Below are 252 nucleotides of genomic sequence, written 5' to 3' on the forward strand. Positions count from 1 at the left end.
GCCATCCAGCAAAAAGGTGCAGAGGCTGATGGCGACTGGAAACGTAGTCTGACTTTTCTGATTCTGTTTCTCTTTTTATATGCTGCGCTGGGTGCCTCGCTGACGCTTGATCTCAGCACCACTGGCACGCCTCATAAGAGTATTGAATATGCGCTGGAAGCGATTCCGGTGCTGATCGCTTTCTCCGGCTTCTTCATCTCTATTCTCTATCTGTTTCTGACCCGCGCCAGCGCGCGTAAACAGCGTAACTGG

General features: G+C 51.6%; 1 protein-coding gene. It reads left to right on the top strand.

Annotated elements, in window-relative coordinates:
• The coding region (locus SB765_RS31865) for a hypothetical protein (RefSeq protein ID WP_410932789.1) at positions 1-252 on the top strand (252 nt) is incomplete at both ends.

The sequence above is a fragment of the Pseudomonas sp. SIMBA_067 genome (genome assembly GCF_046534675.1).
Classification (GTDB): Bacteria; Pseudomonadota; Gammaproteobacteria; order Pseudomonadales; family Pseudomonadaceae; genus Aquipseudomonas; species Aquipseudomonas putida.